This is a genomic window from Marinobacter sp. G11 (genome assembly GCF_021282325.1).
GTDB classification, from domain to species: Bacteria; Pseudomonadota; Gammaproteobacteria; order Pseudomonadales; family Oleiphilaceae; genus Marinobacter; species Marinobacter vinifirmus.
Genome location: NZ_JAJSPB010000012.1, coordinates 35,778 through 58,556 on the forward strand (window position 1 = coordinate 35,778; position 22,779 = coordinate 58,556).

A 22,779-nucleotide genomic window follows, 5' to 3' on the forward strand; every position below is an offset into this window, starting at 1 on the left:
GACACTATCCTGACGGCAGCGGCGACGGGCTCAAGATGGGTTTACCGGACGGTTACCCTCCTTCTGCCCCTGAGGGATGTTGTCAATCCAGGTGGCGAGAGCCTGTTCGGCACCACGCCGATTGGTACTGTCCCAGATATGGTAGAAGCGCTCCTTGTGCTCGTAAGCCGCCAAGAGCTGGGGGGAATGCTCCTGTCCAGGTCTCCATGATGAGCCGTTCGCGGTCTGAAACGTCGTGAGCGCGCTTCAGCAGGATTTTCCGGTCACCTTTGAGGGTCCGGCGCTGATTGGGCTTCAACTCCTTCCTTAGGCCTTTGCGGATCTTCTCTAAGGCCTCGTTGGCCATGCGCACGACGTGGAACTTATCGACCACGATACGGGCCTGTGGCAGCACCGTCTGGAAGGCGCGGCGGTAGGGCTTCCACATGTCCATGCTGACGATCTCGACCTGGTGGCGGTTGGCCATGCTCATGAGGCGTCTTGTCACCCTCTCTTGCTGACGACCGGGTAGCAGGTCCAGCAGGGTGCGCTCTTCCAGATTGGTTAGGATGCAGCAGAGCCCTTGGCAGCAGTCGTGCATCAGGAACGTACAGCTGGCTCATGAAGGCGTGCCGCCTTATCAAGGCCCAGGACGCGCCTATTCCGGAAGTCAAGCATGCGATAGCGAAGACGCTAGGCGATTCAGCGGCGGCGGCTGCCTGGTTGATGTCGTATTTCCGCCCAAATAAAGAGGGCGACACCGAGGAAGATCCATACGTCCGCTAGGTTGAACGATGGCCAGTGCCACTGGGCATAGTGAAAATCGAGAAAATCCTCTACGTAGCCTAACCGCAAGCGATCTGCGACATTGCCCAACGCGCCGCCGAGGATCGCACTGAGGGCGAGCCGATAACTCAGTACGCGTGGTGAACGCCAAAGCCAGTACACCAGTAATATCGAGATAACCAGGGCCAGTCCGATGAAAAGCGGCTGCTGCCAACCGCCGACATCCGCGAGAAAGCTGAAGGCCGCCCCCGTATTGTGGCGGTGGACCCAATTGAAGAAGGGTGCGGCAGGCACGCTTTCACCATGCGCTAGCATGGTGCTGGCAAGGTACTTGCTCGCCTGATCGACAAACAGTAACAGGAGCGAGAGCCACAGCCAGCGCATCGCCTTTCCCGGCTCGTGGGCTTTCTCTGCGAGCCGACTGCCATAAGTAGACATATCCCCTTCCTCCTGACCCAATCTAGAATTTGCTCGCTGCTAAATAACAAGCGTCATGTACCCAACCGATGATGCCGACGAATTCGACGGAGCAGGAGCAGGCCGAGTCCGAGTGCGGTCAGGCCAAGGACAGGCCAATCCCGCCAGCGCACATAAGGGGGCGCGCCAGTTCGCGGTGTCACTTCGGCGCTGAGGGTGGCCACTTCGAACTGCGGAGCACGCTTGAGCACTTTGCCCTCATGATTGATGGCTGCTGTGATACCGGTGTTCGTGGCTCGAAGAAGGTCACGTCCGGTTTCGATGGCACGCATGCGTGCCATCTGGAAATGCTGGAGGGGGCCGAGCGAGCTGCCGAACCAGGCATCGTTGCTGACATTCACCAGTAACTGCGCTTCGGGCAGAAGCTCAGTGACTTCGGCACCAAAGACCGCCTCGTAGCAGATGAGTGCCCCTACGGGCACCCCTGCTGCATTCAGGACGTGCGCTTCCCGTCCCGGTGTGAAGTCGGACATGGGCGCCCCGAGCACGTCGAGGGCCGACCCCAAAAGATCCCGAAACGGAACATATTCACCGAAGGGCACCAGGTGGCGTTTGTAGTAGAAGCCTGAGGGATCGGAGAGGCTTACCACGGCGTTGTAGGTACGGCCCTCCGCCTCGCGTACCGGGACGCCAATCATTAACGATGTGCCTGCCTGATCGGCTAACGCCTCAAGCTCAGCAAGATATGCTTTGGCCTGGTCATGCCACATCGGGATTGCCGCTTCTGGCCAGATCACGATATCGGCTCCGAGATGCTGCGCGGTAAGCGCCTGATAGCGCTCAAGTGTGATGTCCCGGTATCTCGGGTCCCATTTCTTGTCTTGCGCGATGTTTCCTTGCAAGAGGACGACATCGATCGGGTCAGCGGCTGGCTGCGTCCATTCACGATCCAGCAGTTGCAAGCCGGCGAGGGTAGCGACTAACACGGCACCGACTACCGCAGCACGGCGCAGGCTTGGCCCCTGGACAACCCAGGCAAGCCCGCCAGCGAGAAGTGCCACCAGTAAACTCACGCCAAGCACGCCAAAGACGGGAGCGATAGTGGCAAGTGTGGTGTCGGTCTGGCTGTAGCCAATGAAGAGCCAGGGAAAGCCGGTCAAGAACCAGGTGCGCATCCATTCACTCAGCACCCATGCCGCAGGTAGCCCTAGCCAGAGTGCCATTGCATCCATCTCAGGGCGCAGGCAGCGCACGAGGTACGCGACGCCCCATGGAAAGAGGGCGAGCAGCGAGACAAAGGCCGCCGTGACTAACACCGCCACCACGGGGCCATTGCCGTACTGGCTAATGCTGATAAAGACCCAGGAGACACCCACGCCGAAGTAGCCAAGGCCAAAGAGGTAGGCCGACCACAGCGCCTGACGCCTTGAAGACTGCGCGGTCAGGACAAAAAATGTTGCCAGAGCGATCACCGCAAGCCATGCCCAGCCCACAGGGGCAAAGGCAAGCGGCATGGCGCCTCCAGCAAGTAGAGCCATCCCCCCTGTCAGAAGCGGCTTATAGCGCACGCCCGTGTATAGGCTAGAGGGTAGCGCGCACTTATCACCCAATGCTCTCTCGCCTCCGAATCCAGGATCAACCCTGTGGCTCATGCTTTCTTGCTCCGCTTAATCAAGCTGCGTCAATTCATTCGGCCGGCTGGCCAGGGTGGCAAAGTGAATGTTTCTGGACTCGACTAGGTGCGCCGTAAGCTGGGAGCTGCTTCGTATTCGGCCAGCACGACAGTGGCTGTGTTGGGGAGCAGTACGTTAGCTTTGCGATACCACCCCTTCCAAGCCCGCTGATACCAGAACGAACAGGACGAAGCCGCCTATGAAAGCCAGCGGTGAGATGTGCGTATCGTCACCGCTCTCGTGAGCCTCGGAGACCATATCTTCGATGGCAGCGACCGTGAGAAGGCCTGCCGTGAACGTCAGTGCCGCTAGCTTAAATGCCTCCGGCTGGTTCCTGAGTACGAAGTAAGCAAAGACGGCTGCCGAGAGCACAGGAATCGCGAAGGAAGCAGAGAGCAGTATCCGCTTGCTACGAGGGATTCCTTTATCTTTCATGGTGGCGATCGTCGCAAAGCCCTCAGGAACATCGGCGAGAACCTGACCCGCCGCCAGGATTATCGCGACCGACGGTGAGACCGCCGACCCCGCCCCGATCAGGAGGCCATCGCTGAACAGGTCGATGGATACGGCGATATAGATCATCCAGACACTCGTCTGACCGCCTTCTCCCTGCTGGCCTTGTCGCTTCTGGAGACTCTCAACGAGCTTCTCGATACCTACGTAAGCAATGCCGCCCAGCGCGAAAGCGAGGGCGATTACCCAGGCTGAGAGGTTCTCTAGCACGCGCGGCATGATTTCAACCGCCACCACCGCAATGACGAGGCCGGCAGCGCCGTGAAGGGCGTAATTGAGACGGCGCCCGGTAGTTCGGGAGGCCTCCGCAGCGAGCCCACCACTAAAATTGCCTAAGGCGGGCAACAGCGCCAGGCCGAGTACCAGCCAGATACTATCCATCATCTTCCTTCCTTAGTTGATTCCTAGCAGCCTGTCGGACTTGCACCTGACAGGCGTTATTTAAAGTTGTCTTGTTCGCTTGGCTTCCCGAGTTTGACCGTTAGTGGTCATCAGAGAGTCCAGGTTAGCCTCTATGGTACCTTGAGGTGCACCAGATCGGCCTTTGGGCGGGTGAAAAGGCCCTCACTGCGCCATTTTCAACACGCTCATCCGCTTCACATTCCACGCCAGCGTGGCTAACGTCCACTCGCCCGCAACCTTCTCCAGTCCCCTCATCGAGAACTGTCTCAAGCCCATCACCTGTTTGATAATTCCGAACACGGGCTCCACCGTTTGTTTTCGCAGTGCATACAGTGCTCGTCCGGACTGGGTTGTTAACTGGTGTTTCATCTGTGTCACTGGGTCGTCCGTGACAGGCGCCGGATCATCGGGTGCGAACCGATCAAACACGGATAAGTGGTGTTGATCACGCGCCACCGCCAGTGACGGCCGGATGTTTTTCTCCCTGCATGCCTGGACGTTGGCTTTACTGAAGTACCCTGTATCGGCCAGCAGATCCGTAACGGTGCCGAGAGCCTTCGGCAACGCTCCTATCCGGGTGATGGCTGGAACGATCTGTTGTTTGTCGTTTGTCGCCTGGGTCATGTGCGTACTGATAACCAGCATCGTCTCGGTATCCACCCCGGCCTGAGCGTTGTAACACTGCTCAAAGCCGCCGCCGGAGACGGGCATGATGCGCGATTCTTCATCGGTCAGGTTCACCTGATCGGTATCCCGAGGGCCGGGCTGCGGTGGTTTAGGCGCCCGGCCCCGAGGCTTTTTTCCGGCGTCCCTCTGGGCCTGCCGTTTGGCCTGTTTTTGCTGGTAGTCAGCCTGCTCCTGTTCAAAGCGCTCTTGTGCTCGTGCCTCAATCGCCCGCTTCGCTTCAGCCAGTGCTTCCAGCCGGGATTCACGCCGAGCGATCTCAGCGGGGATATCCATACCCTCAACCACCGGCGCCTGATCTGCCGCCTCAGCTTGGGCGGCAAGTGCGCTCACTTCCGCTTTGAGTTGTGCCTCGATCTTTTTTGCATGTGCATAGGACAACGCTTTGTGCTTACTGGCGTTTGCTTTCACCTTGGTGCCATCCAGAGCGATCCGGCCCAGCTTCACCAGATTCATTTCCCGAGCCAGCAGCAGAACCTGGACAAACAGAGCCTCAATCTGAGGAAGGAAGCGCCGGCGGAAGGTGGCAATCGTGTCATGGTCAGGATGCGTGTTGGCCGCCAGATAACGGAATGCAATCGAGTCGTGGGTGGCTCGTTCAATTTTGCGGCTGGAGAAAACGCCGGTCGCGTATCCATAAATCAACAAGCTGAGCAATACGGCAGGATGATGGGCCCGCGAACCGCGCCCCGTGTATTGTCGGGTGAGCGCAGACAGATCGAGTTGATCAACCACTTCAACGACAAACCGAGCCAGGTGATCCTCCGGCAACCAATCCTGAATGGAAGGGGGAAGCAGAAAGTCAGTGTCCCGATCGGCAAGTACAAAGTGTCCCATCATTGAAGTCCGGTTGTGGCCCGTGTCGTATTGATTATCTCACTTCGATACTGCTTGGTTAAGTCCGACAGGCTGCTAGATACGCTACCTTGCTGGCTCCGAGCCTTCGCGCTATATGCTGTCGTTCAGGCCTAGCGCGCTTGTACAGCCACTTCGATCAAGTGTCCCAGGCATCGATAGCTGCGTACCGTGCAGCCTCACCCCTTGAGCGCCAGGATGCGCCGAGCGCCGTTGAGGACGATCAGGCCCACGATGGTACCGATAATCAGGTCAGGGTAGCTGGACCCCGTCCAGGCGACCAAGGCACCGGCGGCGATGACGCCCATGTTGATCACCACATCATTGGCCGAGAATATCCAGCTTGCCTTCATATGCGCGCCGCCTTCGCGGTGCTTGGATATCAACAGCAGGCAACCGGTATTGGCGATCAACGCGACGAAGGCGATCGCCATCATCATCAGCGATTCAGGCTCACTACCGAAAACAAAGCGTCGCACCACCTCGACGAGTACGCCGATAGCCAAAATCAGTTGCAGTACCCCTGCCAGATGCGCGGCACGTACCTGCATTTTCGCACTGCGCCCTACGGCATAGAGAGCCAGGCCATAGACGGCTGCATCGGCAAACATATCCAGGGAATCAGCGATCAGGCCGGTAGACTGGGCGATCAGGCCAGCAGTCATTTCCACCACGAACATGATCGCATTGATACCGAGCAACACGCGCAGAGTGCCTGACTCCTGCGTAGCAGAGACTGCCGAGCTCTCAGCGGCCTTGATCGTCTCTGGGTCGGCAATGACGGTTTCCTGAAGAGAGGCGCCTAGCCCCAAGGTCGCCAGTTTCGCGGTAATGGGCTCAGCCTCGCCGTCATGCACGACCTCCAATCGGCGGTTCGACAAGTCGAAGGACAGCGTTCGAATCTCATCAAAGCCGTTCAGCGCCAAGCGGATCATCCGTTCTTCTGAGGGACAATCCATCTTCGGCACAGCATACACGCTGACCCATTCCCCTGACGCTTCGGAGGAGACCGGCATATCGGTATCCGCTGCAGGCGTTGCATCGCAGCTACATGGGCCACCACAGGCTTTACTCACGATACGGCTCCAGTTAACCAACATAGATTGCTAGTATTAAAAACTATATAGCTACTATAAGGTCAATGGGACAGATGATCCGTTGAGGAGTAAGCCTGATGCGCATTGGTCAGTTAGCCCAGATAGCGGGTATCGACACGCAGACGATCCGCTTCTATGAGCAGCAGGGCCTGTTGCCGCCGCCAGAACGGCAGGAGAATGGTTACCGTGTCTATACCGAGAAGCATGGCGAGTGGCTTGCCTTTATCCGCCGCTGCCGAATTCTGGACCTGTCACTGACAGAGATTCGCGAGCTACAGAGCTATCAGGACGACCCTCGCCAGCCTTGTACCGCCGTCAACGCCATGCTCGATGACCACATCTCTCATGTGCGGTCGCAGATAACTGCTCTGCAAGCGCTTGAGCAACAACTCGTTTCACTGAGGGCGAGTTGCAACGAGGGTCGGGAGATCAATGCCTGCGGCATCCTGACGGGGATCAGCGAGGAGAGCAAACAACAGCTGTATAGGGCTAGCTCAGGCCGTAAGGACTGAGCAGAGACATGCCGGACCTTGCAGTGACATTGTGAATGCATGGTGTGTTGATCGCGAAGCCTCACTGCGTATCTCGGCATGCGAACCTGGGCGTTGCTGCAAACTTGCAGGGGCCGTGAAGAAGAGTCGTCATCAACCAGGTAATCCGCTGAGCTGATGGTTGGTTCCGTCATCATGATATGAGCCAATCAACCAAAAAATCCGGATACCCAAAATCTTGAAGATGTACCTCAAGAGCCGAGATAAGGATCTTCTTGGGAAACTATTGGGATTGCAGAAGGGTTTTGGTGGTCGAACCTACGATGTTCTGGTGGCGCTTTCCAGCTCAGCTCTGATCCGAAGGGATGAAATCCCCGAAGACATCAACAACCTCATTGCAAAAGCCGACCAGATCCCAGCCAAAGTTGAGGATCTGATTAAGAAATACAAGTTCAGTGTGCTCAAACTTGATACCCGCCCAGCCTTTACCGATAAGGAAATGCAGGCTATCTCGAATGAGTTGAAGGGGTTGGAATCCGCAGGAAGTTCAAAAGTCGAAGCAGTTGAGGCGCTTGAGCCTAAAGCCCCGGAAAAGAAGGAGGCCAAGGAAAAGCATAAATCCGAGGAAAAACGGCGTGAAACGTCTTCGGTAGATGCTCGATGGGCACTGGCTTGCAAGAAGTGCAACGAAACAAAGGGTTTGGTCGCTAAGTATGGGAAGTTCGGTTATTACACTGAATGCCCCAAATGCCATACAAACACAGCCATGAAAAGCGACTGCTCAGCCTGCGGCTCCAAGAAAACAAAGGTGCGTAAGAGCAAGCACACCTACGCCCTGGAGTGCCAGGACTGTCAAGGCGTTAGCAAAATCACCGTCGATTCAGAAATGCGTGTAATGAGTCAGTAGCCGATAGGTGAAAAGCGACTTTCACATGTGAAAGAAAAGGACGCACGATGACGATCATTATTGATGAAGCGTACAGCCAATCCGAGAATAGTGGCCAGGTTAGGCAGTGGTTGAAAAGGTATCCTGAATCAGTGACTTCGCTCGCCAATATACCCGTCAAGCCCACCTCTGCGCCAACAAGAGGCGATAACTGGGTGAGATTCTGACTTTGAGGTCAGGAAGCAAAGAGCGGGAGCAACCGACGGCCCGAGATTGGTTGATAAATAACCAGCATACAGTGTTTAGGCAATAGCGGGCTGTCCCGGCAGAGGATTCCGGGAGGATTGCTTTTTGCCAGTGGTTGAGTTGGCCTATCCGGCGGAAGCAAGGCCCCGATAAAGATCGCGGTAAACCGCAAAGCCTGGGCAGTGCCGGCCAAATCGCAGGATCCACTGCCGGCCACTGTGCACCAGGCGGCAGGCCATGGTCATGATTTCCTGCATCACGGTTCTCAGGCGGCGACGCCTGGCCGGGTGGCGAACCGGTGCATCCGGGCCGGTCAGTCGCAGACCCATCCAGCGCAACACGTTGTAACCCATCGTCGCGAAGGCCATGACCAGGTTGTTGGTGTCGAATTTCCCGGACGGAAGTCGTTCCAGGTCCAGGTCGGTCTTGAACTCGCTGTGGAACTGCTCACTGGTGGCGTGATCGCTGTACAGCGCCATGATGTGTTGCTCGTCGGCTACTTCGGCCGGCAACGAGGTCACCCAGCCTTCGAGGCTGACTTCCGGTTCGAGATACAGCTGGCCTTCGGCATCGCTGGTACGAACGGTGACCTTCACGATGCGACGCAGACCGGGCTCGTCCGGAATCGCTTCCGACAGAACCGCTTCCATCTTGCCATCGCGCTCCAGTGACCAGGCTTTCCGGGCCTGGACCTTGTCCGCCCAGACGAGCGGATCCTCTTTACGAGGGTTCCACTTGATCAGGAAGTCGACCTGGTCCTGCTCGCGCAGGAAATCGCGATTGGCACGGGCATCGTGTGCGCTGTCCAGGCGCAACAAAATGGGCTTATCCGTCAGTGATCGAGCCCGGGGTAACACCCGTTTGAGGGTATCGAGAAATCCCTTGTTGGCGTGCTGGCTGCCAGGGCGCAGCTCGCAACCCAGGCACCAGCCTTCCTGCCCAAGGTAGGCGGCCATCGGCGCATAGCCGTCATAACCCTTGTAGGTGTAGCTGACACCCTCTTTGCGGGTCTGGCTGTTGTCCATGGGAAAGACATCCATATCCAGCGCAACGTGGCCCATCGCCAGAGGTGACACCGGAGCTTCGACGGACTGAAGAAACTCGACGCTGGCATCGTCCAGCAGGGGTGTCAGGCCTTGAGCGTCTTCATCAAATCGCTGGCGCAACCGGGCCGACGATGGCGATTGCTTGATGCCCAGGGCAGACTTGAAAAATGGGTCCGTTCGAACCGGCTCGACCGCCTCGAAGTCACTCTTGCCCAGCGTGATCAGGCCAAGATAGGTCCGGATCAGTTCAATGTTCGGAATACCGTGCCGCTTGACGACGGTGCGGGCGGTTTTGGTGAGCGATGTATGCCGGTTCAGGCAATGACCGACCAGGGCCAGCCCGCCATTGGGTGTATAGACTTCGGTTCGGGATTGCTGGAGAGTGAAGGTACGCATGAGCCGAAAGCACTAACTGGGTGAATGGGTGTCAGATGCTATTATATCGCTCTAAGCCTTGTTATTGCAGGCTTTGGGCGTGAGTTCAGCTCGTTGAAGTCACGGATTCAGGGGTATGTCCAGGGACTGCCCCGAGCGGGCCTGAGCTATGTTGACCTTGCCAGGCCCAAGAAGATGCGATTAACTCCGCTGGTGCAATTCATCCGGCAAGGCCACATTAACTCAACTCAGTAACGATATGTCAGAACAACGCACCTCCCAGCTAATAGCGGATAAGGAAATGCCCGACTTCTCAGTGCCAAGGCCGGGATGTCGGAAAACGGAAGTGCAGGGAGAGACGTTGTACCTTCCCAGAGGGCTGAGTTTCAATTCTTGCGGACTCTGGAGATCGACCCATGCCAACAAGCAGCGTTACTTCAAAACGCTTGAAGAGGCCTGGAGAGATCTTTCGCAGCGAGAAGAGGTGGACTCACGCCCCTGGTATCCCGCACCCACCGGGCCTAGAAAACGCCTGGACACCGGCATTATTGGTGTTGTGATCTCTATCTGCTGGAAAAACGGTAAGTTGCGTGTTGTTGTGACAACTGCTCAAAGCCTGACGACAGGCTATCGAGCGGTTGAAGGTGAAATCATTGAAGCGTCCGACCTGACCCAGCAGTGGCTTGATGCCCGGCTCTGCGAAGCGGCTGCTATCCGGTGGCACTACGTCCGCTTGCGTAAGGAAAAGAAGCCCTCCAAACCGGTAAGGCTGGAAGATGTTCCCCCCGGAAGCATCCCGAGGACACCCGTCAAGCGAGTCGATGTCTCAGAAGTATTTGAGGCGATTGATCAGCACAGGGCCAAGACCAAAAAGGGATAGGCCTGATTTCGTGAAATGTTGCAACGTGACAACAAATGGTGAGGCGCTTTCCGGGTTAAGGCCAAATCTGATCCTTCAAGACACTCATCACCTGTTCAACCAGCCGAGTTTCCTCGGGAGTCAGTATGGCGAGCCCGTAGTCATGGGCCTTCAGAACTGCCGCAACCTGGCTTTGGTTGAGATTGGCTTGATAGCTCCCTGAGACAGCCATTGCCCGGTAGTGATCAAGGCTTTTGGGAGTGAATAGTCCGTCCAGTGGCATAGTTTGCTCCAGGTTGTGAGATGGGATCTGTGTAAGCCTTCAGGACTTTCACATGTGAAACTTTTCTGGCGACCCGCGCCAGTTTCAAGGATTGTCATGTCAGACCACTGGAAGATCAAACTCATTGCTGTAGCCATCATCTGCTTTGGAGCTTTTCTTGCGCTAGGGGGAGAGCTGCCGGGCACCACGGGCGCTGGGGGCCATTCATTGAAAGGATGGGAACGGATCCTGGGCGGCCTGCCTATCCTGCTAGGGCTCTTGCTATGGATAGGTTCTGAACCGCCCAAGTCCGAATAAATGAGGGTTTTCTGGCTAGAAAATCGGGTCGTTTGCGGCTTCTGGTCGTTCTGATTCGGGTAAAGGCTCAAGAAAAAAGCCCGTTGGGATATGCACTTTTTTAGCGTAAGGCCATAAGCTCCACATCGCTCTCTCCTAGTGAATGACAGTTTCATTCATAGCTTAGCACCTCCAAGAAACTGACCTGGAAAATTCAATGAAATTTTCGGAAGTCGGTTTCTTTCGTTTCTAAAATTGATGTAATCATTAAATCGAAACTCCGTCACAAAAACAGTTGAGCAAAGCCGCTTTTTTTATTATCGTATCAAAAAATGAACCTGTGAGAGTTGGGAAATGACGCTGGCTGGTATTGATTTTTTGGCAACAACACTAGGGAAGCCGCTTGTAGAGAAAGCCATGAAGTCGGCTCTGCCTGTGGAGCATAGGGTTACCTGTGCGTACTGCGAGCGGCCCTCAGATGAGTGGTATTACAAGGATGTTTACGTAAACGAAAAATCCTACGACTACACGGAAATTCGGTGTTTGAGCTGCCATAGCGCAGTGATGCCGGACACGGAATACTTCGGCACAGGCAAAATAAAGAGTCTGGCCGGAATCTCCTCCTTGGGCATGCTGGTCACTGAGACGAAGAGCATCGGTTATGCCACGAAAACACACTTCGAGAAGCTCACATCGCTGGAGCCCCTGTTCGACGAAGTAATTCCTCTTTCTGGCGATGATTGCATTGCTGATGCGCTTCAAAAGGTGCCAGAAGACAAACCGTTCCTGCTGGTTTCGGCGGTAGGGCAAAGCCGCGAGAAATTTATCTCCAGCCTCCAGGTGTCGGAGCCGGGGCGGATGTTTTGGTTTTGTGATGGCGGGAAAGGGGCTATTTCGGTCAGGCCGCACGAATTGGTGCAACCAGACGATTTGCAAGGGATACCCAAAAAGCTACTGACGAACAAGGGGCTCGGCTGGATAGACCTCATGAGAGCGAAAACCACGAGGTACATCTCATCCGAACGAGAAGAAGCGCTGCTCAAACTGGTCGATGAGAACCCTGCCATAGCCGCTTTACACAAGAAAATGCCAGCGGATCCACACGCGAGAAACTACGTCCTGAAGCTGGCCGGCACAATGCTGAAAAATGCGGAGCAAAAGAAATGAACCCGATGACGGTCAGCTACCAGGAAGCAGGGTTGATGCTTCCTGATTCAGCAAATCGGCAGGATATTCATGCCCAGGTCTACAGTGCGGTAAGCCAGTTGCGAGGCTCCAAGCTCGAAAGGGACTACATCTACTCGGTGCTGCAACACCCCGGCCTGAAGGGTCAGGTTATGGTTACGCTCCGGGGTCAGTCCCTACCGAAAGACATACCAACACAACAGCACAGTCAAACATTCGAGCCTGGCCGCATCCTTCGGAGTAGGGCGGAGATTGTCACGATGGCACAAATTCCCGGTGAACGGTATCGCTACCGGGATCGCAGACCAGACGAATTGCATCAGTGGCTTACAGATCTGGTTGGTCGTCACGGCTTCGCCCTCAAGGATGCTGTTTGGGGCAACCCTAAGCGCAGTCGGATCAAGCGGGCCGGGACACAATTTTCCGTGCCCAGTCTGAGCTTCACCATGACACTGGAAGTGGTCAATCCCGTGGATGCGGCGTCAGCCTGGCTTAACGGTATCGGACGAAAAAAAGGTTATGGCTTTGGGATGATGGAGGACATCTCTGATGAGTAACAAATGCACCCCCACTCAACTGATCGAAGCGGTAGATCAGTGCTTTAACTCCGAAGGCTGGCTAGTCAGGCAGGGGCTGACCTTTGAGCCGGAACAACATCGTTACGCGATTGATGTCGCCCGCTGGCTCCAGGGCGATACCAAGCAAATAGCGTTGATGGAAGCTGAAACAGGAATCGGGAAAACCCTGGGGTACATGATTCCGCTCATGCTGCACCTGTCCTTCACTGGAAAGCGTGGTCTGGTGGCAACTCACACGGTTCACCTTCAGAACCAGATCATGCAGGAAGGCGATTTGGCCCTGGCCAAAGATTATCTCGATGACTGTGGCTACCGGATTGCAAGCATTGCACAGGTCATTGGTGCGAATCATTACCTGAATCCGAACCGCCTGAAGCTGCTCCTGAATAACTATCTGACGGAAGAAAAGCAGCAGCCGTACCTCCAGGCCATGGAAAGCTGTTTGGCGCAAGACGGGCTTCTGGAGACGTTTTTGAGTGAAATTGAGGCTCTGCCCGAGGGTATTACCGAAGATGGCATTGCGATTAAGACTAAGGACAGCTCAGAGCACGGTAACGATCAATTCCAAAAAGACCGGCTGAGTGCGCAAGATGCCGACCTTATTATTACGTCCCATACGGTCGCTATCATCGACGCCAAATACAACACAATGCTCGGGCGCAAAGACGGGCGAGACATTGAGTTTATGGTGCTGGATGAAGCCGATGGCTTTGAGCGGGCGGCAGAGAGTTTCATGGGCAAAAAGTTCTGGCCAAGTCGTATCAGGCGCTTGCTCAGCGTCCTGGAGCCTCACCTTACTCCCAAGAGACGATCACAAGCCTATGAAGCGATTAATGCCGCCAAGGCCATTGAAGGCCTGATTTGTAAGGCCTGCCCGGAATATCACGATGATAAAAAACGCTCTCTTTTATTGGAGGATGGTGCTGACCTGACAGAGCGGGTTCACGGCCAGCGGGAAATCATCGTCTCCCATGCGTCAGGAATTCTCGGCTTGCTTAAAAAGCGAGCCAAGAACCTTGATAACGACACACAGATGCTTGTGGAGGAATTGGAGCACTCTTTCGCTTTTCTGAAAGAGTTTAACAACGAAGATCACAAGTACGGGTATCTGGGCATTAGCCGCTCGCCCATCAAAGGCATTTCGGCACTGGAAGTCACATATCCCAAGCCTGCCGCCGTGATTAACCAGATGGTTAATCGGGAAAAAGGTGTTAATGCCCGGCTAATGCTGACCAGTGCCACGTTGTCTGATGGCAACAAAGGCTCTTTCAAGTCCATTCAGGGCGGGCTTGGAGTGAGGGCAGAACTGTTTGAAGAGGGTGATTTCTACAGGCCGGAGAAGTTTGGGGATATGCGTTTCATACTGACGTTTCCCCAGATCCCGGCCCCGTTTGCCAAAACCCTCGATGAACAGGAGCAGATCGTCGTGGCGCTTTCGCCAAGCTGGTTGGCCTACACCGCCAGTCTCATCACCGTTGCGTCCGAAAGAGGGCCGTTGTTGGTGCTGACTTCTTCGTATGAGGAAACCATGCGTCTGGGTGAATTGCTGACCCACGTGCCGGTCATTGTCCATCGGCCTGGGGAAGCGTTGAAAGAGAAGCTGGCGCAGTTCCAGGAGCACAAAGGAGTGCTACTGACACCGGCAGCCTGGGAAGGTGTGTCTCTTCGGGACAACGATGGCGGCCAGCTTTTCCAGAACCTGATGATCACCCGTATCCCCACGCCGCCGCCCAACCCGTTCCGGGAAAAGGTGATGATCCGCCACTGGAAAGATTGGAACCCCAAATTAAGGGACGACAAGCTGGAAGGCTGGCTTCAGGCTGCCCGTCAGAACAGGGCCATACGGAAGTTCCGTCAAGGGGTAGGCCGTCTGATCCGAAAGCGTACTGACGTTGGCACAGTCTGGATTGCTGACCCGCGTTTCCCATGGCCCATATCCATCGCAACGAATAAAACATGGACGAATCTGAAACGCGCCATACCAGAACGCTTTCTGGAGAGCTACCAGAGACACTCCCAAACCTATTGGGCGGATGGGAGCTTTAAGGCGCTTGATGAAGTGGCAAGAGGTTTCAGGCAGGGCGTTACAAAAAGCGAGGTGGAATCTGTATGAAACCGTTCCGCTTGGAAGTCGAGCTTAAAACACCGGTTGTCCTGGGATCACGGCCACTGCGGCTCGAAGGTTTGCTCTGGCATTGCCTGTACCTCAATTACGGGTGTCCGGACACCGCAAGGGAGAAGCTGCATGACTATCTCCAGTTCAATGGGCGCTTTTTCCATGCCTCGTCATGCGCGTTTTTTGTTCGGAAAGAACTACATATTGCCGAGGACTTTCTTAAAGGCAACGCCTGGAACATTGATCCAAAAGAAGTGATCAAGAAACCCTCCAGGGCGGCCCCGATTAAGGAGGTGATTGCCAGGGATCGAAGCACGGTCGGAGCCATGAGACAAGAAGATTTGCACGAGGATCTCATTGCTCCGTTTGGCAAGCGAAAACCATACAAGAAACTCGAATTGCTGGGAGGTAAGTACCGGATACGCATGAACCAGTGGAAGGCGTATTGGGCCGAAAGCCTTGTGTTTCATGGCGTAGGCAACGGCGGCGCTATCGCCAGCCTGATGGAGTTCTATCTGGCGTCCATCGGTGTGAACGCCTCTATCGGCTTTGGCACCATCGGTCGGGTGAGAGCCATGCCCGAAAGAAAGGATTACAGCATCGTGGATCCTAACCGGGATCTCGCCAGACCCATACCACTGGATAGCGATTACCAACTAAGAAATCCTGAAAAACTTCTCATTGAAGACGCACTCTTGATGCCCCCGTTTCGGGGCGAGCAGGGAGAGCCCTGCTACTTGCCCGAACGGATCCGAACAATCTACGACGACACATCAGCACTGGATGGAGCTTGATCATGACAAACACACAGACTTTGGTTTTGAACGGTAAAGTTACTGCGGTTTCCCCGCTGGCAGTTGGCCGACCAAAAGACGACTTTGGGGAGAAGTTAGAACCAACCCGACTGCCACGGGCAGGTGCTAAAGCAGAAAAAACACCTGTCTATTTCCCTGGCTCCACGTTGAGCGGAACCTTGCGCCGTGCCTGTCGGGATCTGGTGCGAGAAGCAACAGTGTTGGCTACAGGCGACGAAAAACCGTTTTCTATTGATGTCCATTACATGCTGACTCAGGGGGTTGATACGTCCTCCAACGGAGGAACGAACCAAAATCCCTCTCTAGGCTTCATTTTTAGCGAACGCGATCTGCGCTCTGTTAACCCGATGTTGAGTTTATTCGGACGTTGGAAAATGCCCGGTCATCTCTCAATCAGTGATATGACTCCTAACGAGCCGAATGAAAAATGCGTTTTCATCCACGGTCAGGGAGTGCGGACAGAAGACTTTAGCCGGGATCCCTCGCAAACGGCTTTTATCAAACCGGATGAAATGGAACGACTGAAAAAGATCCTGGTTGATGATCACGCCAAACAGGGTGAGATCCGGGAAGAGAAAGCGAAACAGCAAGCGCTGAGGCGTCAATTGCGTGATGCAGCAGGTGATGGAGAGAAAGCATCCATAAAAAAACAACTGAATAAGATTGAGGAATCAATCGCACGGCTGGAGAACGACAAGGAAGGCTCCAAAACGTCCATTCAGCATTTGATGAGAGGCTATGAGGCCATCATACCGGGCACAGAAATGGATCATAAGTTTGTGCTCAGCAACGCAACAGACATCGAGATCGGACTCTTCATTGACACGTTGCTACGTTTCTCAGAAAAACCATTCCTTGGGGCACACTTCCGGAACGGTTGCGGTGAGGTTAGAGCAGAATGGGATGTTATGACCCGGACGCCTGGGGCATTGAGATCGGAAACAATCGGGCGCGTTGCCCTGTCCTTCGGAGAGTTTGAGCTGGAGGACTACACAGACGATAAGGTATTGGAAAAGAGCTTTGAGGTCTGGCAGAACGCTAAGCAGGACATCAAGGCGGCTGGTCTGGACTTCACGAAGTTTCTCTATTCCGATTAAGCCCAACATGTTGATGTATGCGGTAGGTGCCCATCTATATGTTGGAGTGTTTCCCGCGTAAGCGGGGGTGAACCGCCCAGGAGCTGGCCAACGAGTCTCTACACGCCGTGTTTCCCGCGTAAGCGGGGGTGAACCGCACAGTTCCGACTCGTCAGCGTCCCCGGCCACGTGTTTCCCGCGTAAGCGGGGGTGAACCGGAATACGCAACTCCTAGCACTCCCAGCTACAGGTGTTTCCCGCGTAAGCGGGGGTGAACCGTTCGTGGCTGGTGGTTAGTCAGTTTCCGGGAGGTGTTTCCCGCGTAAGCGGGGGTGAACCCCGGATACGATCACCGCTCCGGCGATTTTGCTGGTGTTTCCCGCGTGAGCGGGGGTGAACCGGTGACACCGGAAATGATTAACGATTTGGCTTAGTGTTTCCCGCGTGAGCGGGGGTGAACCGCACGACACCGGAGCCATTCTCTCGCGAACCACGTGTTTCCCGCGTGAGCGGGGGTGAACCGCCGATCGGGCATTGTGTCGGTATCTCGGTAACGTGTTTCCCGCGTGGTGAGCGGGGGTGAACCTCGCGTCACACCGGATGGTGAGATTACAGACCGGTGTTTCCCGCAAGTGAGCGGGGGTGAACCTAAGGTCACGCCAGACGGGGAAATCACAGACCGGTGTTTCCCGCGTATTAAGCGGGGGTGAACCGGACCCATGAATACTCATTGGCCAGTGAGCAAAGCGTTTCCCGCGTTGCGGGGGTGAACCGTTGGTTTGGGGGGATGTGGAGCAGTTCTACGAGCGTTTCCCGCGTTGCGGGGGTGAACCGCCGATCGGGCATTGTGTCGGTATCTCGGTAACGTGTTTCCCGCGTGGTGAGCGGGGGTGAACCTCGCGTCACACCGGATGGTGAGATTACAGACCGGTGTTTCCCGTAAGTGAGCGGGGGTGAACCTGGAGGGTTTTCTCATGACCGCACACATTGAGGTGTGTTTCCCGCGTGAGCGGGGGTGAACCGGATTGGATTTTACTCGAAAACCGACAGTATCAGCGTTTCCCGCGTAGCGGGGGTGAACCGTAGTCTCGAACCTCGCCAGACTCAGTAAAACAGTGTTTCCCGCGTGAGCGGGGGTGAACCGGGATCACTATCCAGTACCACCGATTCGATATAGTGTTTCCGGCGTGAGCGGGGGTGATCCCTGTATTCGTACCCACGCACGTCGAGCACGGAGGTGTTTCCCGCGTAAGCGGGGGTGAACCGGAGGGAAACGAATACCCCACTGGCAAACTCATGTTTTTCCCGCGTAAGCGGGGGTGATCCGTAGAATCCGGCGGCAGTGGGCCGACTGGTGCGGTGTTTCCCGCGTGAGCGGGGGTGATCCGCGACACGGTTACGGTAAGGGCAAGTGGTTTGAGTGTTTCCCGCAAGTGAGCGGGGGTGAACCGTTGCAGCACATTAAACGCCTGGTCGCCAATCAGTGTTTCCCGCGTAGCGGGGGTGAACCGGGCGCAAAGAGCGAGAGGCTCCAAAAAGTCCTGTGTTTCCCGCAAGCGGGGGTAAGCGGGGGTGAACCTGTGAATGTTACGGAAAGCGGGTTTTCCGCCGCGTGTTTCCCGCGTAAGCGGGGGTGAACCGAAAGGTGTTCTGTCCACACAATGCACCCAGTAGTGTTTCCCGCGTGAGCGGGGGAGTGTCTCGATAATGCCTGCCGTGCCGTGACTGTTATTGGGATAGCCGGTTAAATTGTAAATACGGTAATTATCGTAATTACAGTTAAGGGGAGGCGCGAGTAACAATGGGTGAGTGCTGTCATCGGTGCAATCTGAGCCGTGGCAACTTTCACATGTGAAAATTCGCGCATTTCGCACCTGCGGACGATTAACGGTAGGGAAGTCTGCACTGTTGGATCCCTGAGTCCTCAGAACTTTCACATGTGAAAGTTCATGGGGTGGCATTTTTATTACAGAATCATAAAATGACTCTATGAGATCTATGGTTCTGCGACCGGGATATGAAAATGCCAGAAACAAAAGAGTTGATTGCGTTACGCGATGCCTTGAATGAGGCAATTAAAACCTCCCGCACCCTGGATAGGTGTCATTCCAGTTTTCTTGAAAGGCGTAACGACGGGCTAACCAGGGCAAGGCAAACCACCTATGCCGCCCTGGCCACGGCATTGAAAGCAGACATCAAGGAAGCGAAACGCATTGCCATCGAAGTGTTTAATCTGAACAACGGAGAAAAAGCGGCATGAGAAAGACCTGGGTATTACTTGTCAGCTTGTTGTTGGTTGTCAGCACCGCGTCAGCGGACATCGACAACTTCAGAACAGCCAAGCAGAAGCTCAAAGAAGAGGTCTACTTTGATCAGGCCCGAGGCAGTGAGGGTACTTTCTATTGCGGCTGTGATTGGCGCTGGGTGGGCGAGTCTGGGGGAAGGGTGAACCGGGCAAGCTGCGGATATGAAACCCGCGCTCAGGAAAACCGTGCAGAAAGAACAGAGTGGGAGCATGTGGTTCCAGCGTGGGTGATGGGGCATCAGCGCCAGTGCTGGCAGGAGGGCGGTCGCCGCAATTGTCGCTCGTCAGATCCGGTGTTCCGCGTGATGGAAGCAGATCCCCACAACCTTGTCCCTACGGTTGGAGAAGCGAATGCCGACCGCTCGAACTACCAGTTTGGCATGATCCCTGGCGAGCCGCGTGTTTACGGGCAGTGTGACTTCGAGGTGGACTTCAAGGAGCGCGTAGTGGAGCCTCGCCCGGAGGTTCGTGGTCGGATCGCTCGCACGTATTTCTACATTCATGACCGGTACAACCTACGCATGAGTCGCCAGCAACAGCAGCTCATGATGGCCTGGCACAAGGAATACCCTGTTACCGCCTGGGAGCGGGAGCGTGACGCTCGCATTGCCCGAATGGTTGGGCACAACAATCCCTTTGTGACTGGAGAGAAGTCCTGGCGGCTGGGCCACAAGAACAGCGGTGCCGGATTGAAAGGAATCGCTGGCGGAATGCAGACCAAAGCTGGAGTTGAACCCGAAGGATCCATCATCATCCGGGGGAACCGGAACAGCAAGATCTATCATTTGCCGGTGGGCTGTCCAAGCTATGACCGGATCAGCTCTCACAACATTGTGAAGTTTGTTACCGAAGCGGAGGCCAGGGCAGCCGGTTACCGAAAGGCAGGTAATTGCCGATGAGTATCAAATGGATCTTGGGGGTATGTGCCAGCATTACCGCTGGACTTTTACTGGCGGTTTTCTCTATGTACCCAACAGGTGAGAACTGGCAGGTATCGGGATTCATGTGGGCCAGTTTCGTAGCTTGCGGGGTGGGGTGGGTGTTTTGTTGTTACGTGACAACACTAAGCAAGCAAAGAAAGCTCAACGTATTTGGTGTGCTGGCCAGGAGAACGGGGGTCATCGTTCGGTGGGCTCCGGCTCTTCTGCTTGGTTTAACGCTTCCGACTGCTGCGCTGTTAGCCGCAGGGATTGGTGTGGCTTTTAATCACGCCTTTCACGCAGATGCGGCTTTTCCGGGGGTTGTGGTGAACACGGTGTTTCTACTGGCATCGTTTGGGGTTGTCGTGTTCCTGATCACGGCGGCCTGGGCAATTGCGTTGACCACCCAAGGCACGTTTCTTGGATTCGCGTCCATACCATCAGCCAGCGCGAATTGTCTGTTGGTGACTCCACGAAGGTTTGGTAAGAGCTGGGAGCTGCATGTCAACGAAACGGACGGCCAGCTTGGGCGGGCCATAAAAGCGGCACTTGAAGCGGCCCTCGCTTATGACAAGCTCCCATCAACCATCGTTATGCATTCGCACCTGTTTGGTGGCCAACCGGAAGAAAAGATCCGCAGACTGGTGAGCCGATTCATGCCCTCCGGCCTCACACCAATGGCAGTGGAGGTGTCTCCAGTACAAAACCTTGGTAAATGGCGAGCAAGACTGGTGCGGTATTTTTATCGTCGCAAATTCCCGATGGCGAAGAGAGATCCGGCGAGGAACATCCGCAAGGTAATTATTCATTTTGACGCATCAGAGCAACACCAGTTGGCAGTTTTGTGACGCAAATAATGTTCTAATAGAACCAAATAGAAGTGTTGCGGTATCAAAATATGCGCTATAGAATCGTTTGTCACAGCAGAACAAGACTTGGGGCAGACCAATGCAACGAATGAGGTACTCATGGCGAAAGTGATCAGCTACGCCAACCAGAAAGGCGGCGTAGGAAAAAGCACCCTTTGTATCCAGACGGCCTTCTACCTGGCGATTAAGCAGGGTAAGAAAGTGTTGGTCGTGGACATGGACGGGCAGGGAAACACTTCCAGCAGGCTGGCCCCAAGGCAAACGCATGAAGACGGGTCGTTTGAACCAATCCTCAGCGGCACAAAGACGGCAGATCTTTTTAAAGACTCTGTGCCGGAGATTGAGGTTATCAAGTGCCCTTCTGGTGTGGATCTGATCCACACCCCCAAGAACGATCCGGATCTGTTCGAGATGGAGGCGGTGCCACTAGACCAGGCAATGAACCCGGCCAAGAACATGGCTGAATTGTTCGATCAGTACGATTACGTCCTGATCGACTGTCCGCCAAGCCTGGGCCGTAAGCTCGTGGCAGCCTTGCTGATGTCTACCCACGTTGTTTGTCCGGTGAAGCTCTCTGGGTTTGCTGTCGATGGCGTGGAAGGCCTTCTGAGAACGATTGTGGGTATCCGGGAAGGGTACAATAACCAGCTCAACATCCTGGGCATCATCATCAACGACATGGATCGGTCGGTGAATCATGACCGCTCGCTGAAAGAGCTGGAATCTTCGGTTCCGGATCTGTTGTTTAAGAACAAAATCATGCACCGTCCGCCTCTGGATTTTGCCATTACCGAGGGCATCCCTGTCTGGGAGTTGCGATACGGGCATGTGGCCGCCAGAGAAGTTGAGGCGGTGTTGGATGAATTGCTGGCTAAGGTGGGGTAACACATGGCTATCGGAAATCTTCAGGGACTGTCCGACCTGGCGAAAGTCGCGGCTGGCCGGAAAGGAAAAGAGGTTCTGACCGTTTCTTTGGATGATGTGGAGTCCAAAGAGCAGGTACGAAAAAACTTCAAGAACATCGAAGAGCTGGCTGACAGCATGCTCGAAGAGGGGCAGCAGACCCCGATCATCGTCTACCCGAAAAACGAGCAGGGTAAATACGTTATCCAGAAAGGTGAGCGCCGCTGGCGGGCGTTGCGTGTGGCCGGGATTGAGACGATTGATATTATCGTGAACGACAAGGCCCAGAGTGAGCTGGATGAAACGGCTGGCGAGCTGGTAGAGAACATTCAGCGAGACGATCTGGAGCCGATGGAAATCGCCTACGCGCTGAAAAAGTTTGCGGATGAGGGCTGGAAGCAGGCCGACATCGCCAAACGAATTGGCAAGACAGCCGTCTATGTTTCAACACACCTGTCGTTGCTCAAGCTGCCCGATTGCGTCATGGATCTGTACGAGCAGGGAATCTGCGGCGACACCGAAACACTGAACAACCTGCGACTGTTGTACGACATTAGCGAGGAAATGTGCGAGGAAGCGTGTGACCGGGCACTGGAGTTCGGTGGGATCTCAAGAAAAGTCAGTCGAAAAATTCTCAACGCCGCCAAGAATCCGGAAATTGAGAAGCCGGAAGAAGCGGCTGAAGCCGCACAAGGCGAGGATCGCCCAGTAGCTGGTGTGATCGGTGGCGAATCCGAACAGCCGGAGTCAGGGGGCTACATGCCTCCAGAAACGGAGGATGGTTCGGAAAGTGCAAACGAACAGGGTGACGGCGAAGAGGGCGGTGAAGAGAGCCAGGCCGCCCAGAAACCGAAGAAAAAGTCTGATTCAGAGACGAAGAAAAAGCCCGAGCCCAAGCACCAGGATGCCATGCCGCCGCTTCCGGCTGACAAAGACTGGAGGTTCACCGAGCCGCAAAACCTCATTGTGGTGGTCAACGTCCCAACCGAGACGGACATCAAACGCGGGATTCTGCTTCTGGATCGTGTCTGCAAGGATCCCAAACAGGTCTGGGTGAAGGTGGCTGAAGGTAGCGGTGAAAAGGAAATCAAAGTGCTGGCCTCCGAGATTGAATTAGTGGGGATGGAAGCCTGATAACCGGAAA

The 22,779-nt window shown here is 55.2% G+C and carries 20 protein-coding genes and 1 pseudogene; 13 read left to right on the plus strand and 8 right to left on the minus strand.

Annotated features, from left to right (window positions below; translation table 11 throughout):
* Positions 1-57: 57 nt before the first annotated feature.
* The 6 genes and pseudogenes from LWH94_RS09580 to LWH94_RS09605 all read right to left on the minus strand — a co-directional run.
* Positions 58-553: pseudogene (locus LWH94_RS09580) on the minus strand (ISL3 family transposase); the annotation flags it as partial.
* A gap of 128 nt (positions 554-681) precedes the next feature.
* Positions 682-1,203, minus strand: a complete 522-nt coding sequence (gene lspA, locus LWH94_RS09585; protein ID WP_008930575.1) for a signal peptidase II — start codon at positions 1,201-1,203, stop codon at positions 682-684.
* Between the two features lie 53 nt (positions 1,204-1,256).
* The gene (lnt, locus tag LWH94_RS09590; RefSeq protein WP_009686176.1) at positions 1,257-2,696 is read right to left on the minus strand and encodes an apolipoprotein N-acyltransferase; all 1,440 of its coding nucleotides are present in this window, start codon (positions 2,694-2,696) and stop codon (positions 1,257-1,259) included.
* Between the two features lie 294 nt (positions 2,697-2,990).
* The gene (locus LWH94_RS09595) at positions 2,991-3,752 is read right to left on the minus strand and encodes a ZIP family metal transporter (protein ID WP_009686175.1); all 762 of its coding nucleotides are present in this window, start codon (positions 3,750-3,752) and stop codon (positions 2,991-2,993) included.
* 180 nt (positions 3,753-3,932) lie between these two features.
* Positions 3,933-5,291: an IS1182 family transposase gene (locus LWH94_RS09600; RefSeq protein ID WP_232902107.1), complete on the minus strand. Its 1,359-nt coding sequence runs from the start codon at positions 5,289-5,291 to the stop codon at positions 3,933-3,935.
* Between the two features lie 197 nt (positions 5,292-5,488).
* Positions 5,489-6,385 carry a cation transporter gene (locus LWH94_RS09605; RefSeq protein WP_008928737.1) on the minus strand — a complete coding sequence of 299 codons (897 nt, stop codon included), beginning with the start codon at positions 6,383-6,385 and terminating at the stop codon, positions 5,489-5,491.
* 98 nt (positions 6,386-6,483) lie between these two features.
* Here LWH94_RS09605 and cadR point away from each other — a divergent pair, with 98 nt between their 5' ends.
* Both cadR and LWH94_RS09615 read left to right on the plus strand, forming a co-directional pair.
* Complete coding sequence (cadR, locus tag LWH94_RS09610; RefSeq protein ID WP_008175821.1) at positions 6,484-6,918, plus strand: Cd(II)/Pb(II)-responsive transcriptional regulator; 435 nt, start codon at positions 6,484-6,486, stop codon at positions 6,916-6,918.
* 217 nt (positions 6,919-7,135) lie between these two features.
* On the plus strand, positions 7,136-7,804 hold the full coding sequence (locus LWH94_RS09615; protein ID WP_232902042.1) for a hypothetical protein: 669 nt from the start codon (positions 7,136-7,138) through the stop codon (positions 7,802-7,804).
* A 350-nt stretch (positions 7,805-8,154) separates the two neighbouring features.
* On the opposite strand, the gene LWH94_RS09620 is transcribed toward LWH94_RS09615, so the two are convergent.
* The gene (locus LWH94_RS09620) at positions 8,155-9,471 is read right to left on the minus strand and encodes an IS1380 family transposase (RefSeq protein ID WP_232902043.1); all 1,317 of its coding nucleotides are present in this window, start codon (positions 9,469-9,471) and stop codon (positions 8,155-8,157) included.
* Between the two features lie 280 nt (positions 9,472-9,751).
* On the opposite strand from LWH94_RS09620, the gene LWH94_RS09625 reads away from it, so the two are divergent.
* Entirely contained in the window at positions 9,752-10,330 is a 579-nt protein-coding gene (locus LWH94_RS09625; protein ID WP_232902044.1) for a hypothetical protein, read from the plus strand.
* 55 nt (positions 10,331-10,385) lie between these two features.
* Here LWH94_RS09625 and LWH94_RS09630 read toward each other — a convergent pair whose 3' ends face one another.
* Complete coding sequence (locus tag LWH94_RS09630) at positions 10,386-10,592, minus strand: hypothetical protein (RefSeq protein ID WP_232902045.1); 207 nt, start codon at positions 10,590-10,592, stop codon at positions 10,386-10,388.
* Positions 10,593-11,222: 630 nt separating this feature from the next.
* Here LWH94_RS09630 and LWH94_RS09635 point away from each other — a divergent pair.
* From LWH94_RS09635 to LWH94_RS09680, 10 genes are all read left to right on the plus strand, one after another.
* Entirely contained in the window at positions 11,223-12,035 is an 813-nt protein-coding gene (locus tag LWH94_RS09635) for a hypothetical protein (protein ID WP_232902046.1), read from the plus strand.
* On the plus strand, positions 12,032-12,610 hold the full coding sequence (locus LWH94_RS09640) for a type I-E CRISPR-associated protein Cas6/Cse3/CasE (protein WP_232902047.1): 579 nt from the start codon (positions 12,032-12,034) through the stop codon (positions 12,608-12,610). Before LWH94_RS09635 ends, LWH94_RS09640 begins: the two co-directional genes overlap by 4 nt.
* Positions 12,603-14,744, plus strand: a complete 2,142-nt coding sequence (locus LWH94_RS09645) for an ATP-dependent DNA helicase (RefSeq protein ID WP_232902048.1) — start codon at positions 12,603-12,605, stop codon at positions 14,742-14,744. Before LWH94_RS09640 ends, LWH94_RS09645 begins: the two co-directional genes overlap by 8 nt.
* Positions 14,741-15,541, plus strand: a complete 801-nt coding sequence (locus LWH94_RS09650; RefSeq protein ID WP_232902049.1) for a TatD family hydrolase — start codon at positions 14,741-14,743, stop codon at positions 15,539-15,541. Before LWH94_RS09645 ends, LWH94_RS09650 begins: the two co-directional genes overlap by 4 nt.
* Positions 15,542-15,543: 2 nt before the next feature.
* On the plus strand, positions 15,544-16,659 hold the full coding sequence (locus tag LWH94_RS09655; protein WP_232902050.1) for a hypothetical protein: 1,116 nt from the start codon (positions 15,544-15,546) through the stop codon (positions 16,657-16,659).
* A gap of 2,002 nt (positions 16,660-18,661) precedes the next feature.
* Entirely contained in the window at positions 18,662-18,898 is a 237-nt protein-coding gene (locus LWH94_RS09660; RefSeq protein WP_232902051.1) for a hypothetical protein, read from the plus strand.
* Positions 18,895-19,842 (plus strand): endonuclease, encoded by a 948-nt coding sequence (locus LWH94_RS09665; protein WP_232902052.1) that lies wholly within the window; start codon positions 18,895-18,897, stop codon positions 19,840-19,842. The genes LWH94_RS09660 and LWH94_RS09665 overlap by 4 nt, the downstream gene beginning before the upstream one ends.
* Positions 19,839-20,711 carry a hypothetical protein gene (locus LWH94_RS09670; protein ID WP_232902053.1) on the plus strand — a complete coding sequence of 291 codons (873 nt, stop codon included), beginning with the start codon at positions 19,839-19,841 and terminating at the stop codon, positions 20,709-20,711. Before LWH94_RS09665 ends, LWH94_RS09670 begins: the two co-directional genes overlap by 4 nt.
* A gap of 120 nt (positions 20,712-20,831) precedes the next feature.
* On the plus strand, positions 20,832-21,617 hold the full coding sequence (locus tag LWH94_RS09675; protein WP_232902054.1) for a ParA family protein: 786 nt from the start codon (positions 20,832-20,834) through the stop codon (positions 21,615-21,617).
* A 3-nt stretch (positions 21,618-21,620) separates the two neighbouring features.
* The gene (locus LWH94_RS09680) at positions 21,621-22,769 is read left to right on the plus strand and encodes a ParB/RepB/Spo0J family partition protein (RefSeq protein ID WP_442914982.1); all 1,149 of its coding nucleotides are present in this window, start codon (positions 21,621-21,623) and stop codon (positions 22,767-22,769) included.
* Positions 22,770-22,779: the final 10 nt, after the last annotated feature.

Bases quoted from the DNA above. Each gene is read 5' to 3' on its own strand.
- LWH94_RS09645 (WP_232902048.1), top strand. From the start codon at position 12,603: ATGAGTAACAAATGCACCCCCACTCAACTGATCGAAGCGGTAGATCAG.
- LWH94_RS09595 (WP_009686175.1), bottom strand. From the start codon at position 3,752: ATGATGGATAGTATCTGGCTGGTACTCGGCCTGGCGCTGTTGCCCGCC.
- LWH94_RS09670 (WP_232902053.1), top strand. From the start codon at position 19,839: ATGAGTATCAAATGGATCTTGGGGGTATGTGCCAGCATTACCGCTGGA.
- LWH94_RS09640 (WP_232902047.1), top strand. From the start codon at position 12,032: ATGAACCCGATGACGGTCAGCTACCAGGAAGCAGGGTTGATGCTTCCT.
- LWH94_RS09625 (WP_232902044.1), top strand. From the start codon at position 9,752: ATGCCCGACTTCTCAGTGCCAAGGCCGGGATGTCGGAAAACGGAAGTG.
- lspA (WP_008930575.1), bottom strand. From the start codon at position 1,203: ATGTCTACTTATGGCAGTCGGCTCGCAGAGAAAGCCCACGAGCCGGGA.
- LWH94_RS09655 (WP_232902050.1), top strand. From the start codon at position 15,544: ATGACAAACACACAGACTTTGGTTTTGAACGGTAAAGTTACTGCGGTT.
- LWH94_RS09635 (WP_232902046.1), top strand. From the start codon at position 11,223: ATGACGCTGGCTGGTATTGATTTTTTGGCAACAACACTAGGGAAGCCG.
- LWH94_RS09650 (WP_232902049.1), top strand. From the start codon at position 14,741: ATGAAACCGTTCCGCTTGGAAGTCGAGCTTAAAACACCGGTTGTCCTG.
- LWH94_RS09660 (WP_232902051.1), top strand. From the start codon at position 18,662: ATGCCAGAAACAAAAGAGTTGATTGCGTTACGCGATGCCTTGAATGAG.
- LWH94_RS09600 (WP_232902107.1), bottom strand. From the start codon at position 5,291: ATGGGACACTTTGTACTTGCCGATCGGGACACTGACTTTCTGCTTCCC.
- LWH94_RS09675 (WP_232902054.1), top strand. From the start codon at position 20,832: ATGGCGAAAGTGATCAGCTACGCCAACCAGAAAGGCGGCGTAGGAAAA.
- lnt (WP_009686176.1), bottom strand. From the start codon at position 2,696: ATGCCGCTTGCCTTTGCCCCTGTGGGCTGGGCATGGCTTGCGGTGATC.
- LWH94_RS09665 (WP_232902052.1), top strand. From the start codon at position 18,895: ATGAGAAAGACCTGGGTATTACTTGTCAGCTTGTTGTTGGTTGTCAGC.
- cadR (WP_008175821.1), top strand. From the start codon at position 6,484: ATGCGCATTGGTCAGTTAGCCCAGATAGCGGGTATCGACACGCAGACG.
- LWH94_RS09620 (WP_232902043.1), bottom strand. From the start codon at position 9,471: ATGCGTACCTTCACTCTCCAGCAATCCCGAACCGAAGTCTATACACCC.
- LWH94_RS09680 (WP_442914982.1), top strand. From the start codon at position 21,621: ATGGCTATCGGAAATCTTCAGGGACTGTCCGACCTGGCGAAAGTCGCG.
- LWH94_RS09630 (WP_232902045.1), bottom strand. From the start codon at position 10,592: ATGCCACTGGACGGACTATTCACTCCCAAAAGCCTTGATCACTACCGG.